The sequence below is a fragment of the Shewanella sp. 11B5 genome (assembly GCF_002836795.1).
GTDB classification, from domain to species: domain Bacteria; phylum Pseudomonadota; class Gammaproteobacteria; order Enterobacterales; family Shewanellaceae; genus Shewanella; species Shewanella frigidimarina.
In genome coordinates this window covers 1-2,040 of the sequence record NZ_PJAP01000680.1, presented here as the reverse complement: position 1 = coordinate 2,040, position 2,040 = coordinate 1, and the positions used below count along the sequence as shown (strand labels likewise).

3 protein-coding genes are annotated in these 2,040 nt (G+C 40.3%); all 3 read right to left on the bottom strand.

Annotated elements, in window-relative coordinates:
• Nucleotides 1–98 precede the first annotated feature (98 nt).
• Nucleotides 99–476, bottom strand: a complete 378-nt coding sequence (locus CXF78_RS15235) for a DUF2069 domain-containing protein (RefSeq protein ID WP_011637219.1) — start codon at nucleotides 474–476, stop codon at nucleotides 99–101.
• Nucleotides 477–487: 11 nt separating this feature from the next.
• On the bottom strand, nucleotides 488–844 hold the full coding sequence (gene arsC / locus CXF78_RS15230) for an arsenate reductase (glutaredoxin) (RefSeq protein WP_041412910.1): 357 nt from the start codon (nucleotides 842–844) through the stop codon (nucleotides 488–490).
• 97 nt (nucleotides 845–941) lie between these two features.
• Nucleotides 942–2,040: M48 family metalloprotease (locus CXF78_RS15225; protein WP_102037268.1), on the bottom strand; the 1,099-nt coding region annotated here is incomplete at its 5' end.

The following is a 2,040-nucleotide window of genomic DNA, read 5'->3' as shown; positions in this document are numbered from 1 at the left end:
TCTTGTTAACGAACGAATGTAGCACGCTGTTTTGGTTAAATGCAAGCAACAAAAAAGCGCCCGAAGGCGCTCAAATAAACAACAAAAATGAAAGTTGTTTATTGTTGTTCAGACTTTTTCTTCAACCCTAATCCTAGCTCTCGGCCGCGCTTACGAGCATAGAATGGAAAACTCACCAACAACACACAAATCAATACTGATTCAATCAGTGCAAATACCAGCGCATCAGTAGTGACATAAGCAAGGGTTAAGCCATGTAATAAGTATACACACAGAATAAAACTGGCCCATGCATATGTATATGGGTTACCGGTTAAAATGCCTTTAAGTGGAAACAGTAAAGGTACAATCCATATTAAGCTGAACCCTAAAGAGTAGGTGCCATTCATGCCTTGTTGAATAAACCAGCCGCTGAGCAGCAGGAGTAATGCAAGGTAACCAATTCGACTTAGTTGAAACAAGGTTTGTGAAGTCATTATTTTACTCGTTAAAGAATAGACAAAACATTTTCTGGCGGACGACCAATGGCTGCTTTGTTGTTGGCTAGCACGATAGGGCGTTCAATTAATTTAGGTGTTGCTACCATTGCAGCGATGAGCTGATCTTCCGATAACGATGCGTCAGCCAAATTTTGAGCTTTATATTCGTCTTCTTTAGTGCGCATAAGCTGGCGAGCTGTTAAACCAAGTTGTTGTAAAATAGTCTGAATTTCATCCGCTGTAGGTGGCGTCTTTAAGTATTCAACGACAGTGACATCTGCTGCATTAGCTTGCAACAGAGCGAGTGTTTCACGGCTTTTTGAACAGCGAGGGTTATGGTATATCGTTGTTTTTGTGGTTGTCATTGTCATAGTCCGTCATTAAAAAATGGCAAACAATAAGTAGATTTATTGTTTGCCATTATTCTATCAAAAAATAGCTTATAAGGTTAGATTATCGCGGCTATTTTAATTCTTCCATTGCCCTATCTGCTTGTCTAAATTGTCTTATTCTTGCCTCAATTCGCGCCAGTTGCAGGTTTTGTCCATCAGAATAGCGATATGCATAATTGAGTTGGTCAATAGCACCTTTATAGTTAGCCGATAAGGCCATGAGTTCGGCATTGCTGTAATACTCAAGCGCTTTATTGTCTAGCTTACGATATGCATCAGCCATAATTTGATACGGCAGCATATTTTGCTTATCGAAAAATATCAGTTCTTCTAAAAGTGGAATCGCTTTTTTCGGTTGATCTGCCTGAACATAAATATTGGCCAAGTTTGTGTTGACCACTTGCGAAGTCGGTTTCAATTTCCGCTGAGCTTCTAATAATGCTATTGCGCCTGCAAAATCTTTTTTCTGATCTAACAAATCTGTTTTGGTGTCGATGTAGAACAGATTATTGTCATCTTGTTTTAGTAGATCATCGATGATCACTTCAGCTTGAGCAAATTTTTCCAAACGGAAAAGTGCTAACGCTTTGCCATAGAGTGCCGCTTGTTTAAAAGAATACTCATTCTTTTTGAGTTGTTGTTCAAACAAAGATAACGCGGCATCATCACTAAAACTTGAAAAGCGAACTTGGATACGGGCTTTAGCTAGCTGAAAGTTAAGGCTGTTAGGGACATTACGTTTAGGGTACTGAGCTGCGCGGTTACGAGCCTCAGTAATACGTGATTCTGGCAATGGATGCGTCAGCAACATTTGTGGTGGTGTTGTGGTAAAACGATAGCGAATTGCTAATTGACCAAAAAATGTAGCAGCAGCATTAGGATCAAATCCAGCATCGACAAGAATTTGCATTCCAATACGGTCAGCTTCTTTTTCATGTAAGCGGGTATAGTTTATTTTAGATTGCGTTGCTAATGCTTGAGTTGTCGCCAAGGCAGCCATACCGGCTTGAGGTGCAGCAATTGTTAATAAAATAGCCCCTAACATTCCCACAATCGTTGCAGTCGAGCTTTTTTGTTGTGCTTCAAGAGATCGTGCTAGATGGCGTTGAGTCACGTGGGTAATTTCGTGGGCTAATACTGATGCAAGCTCACTTTCGTTGTCGGCATTT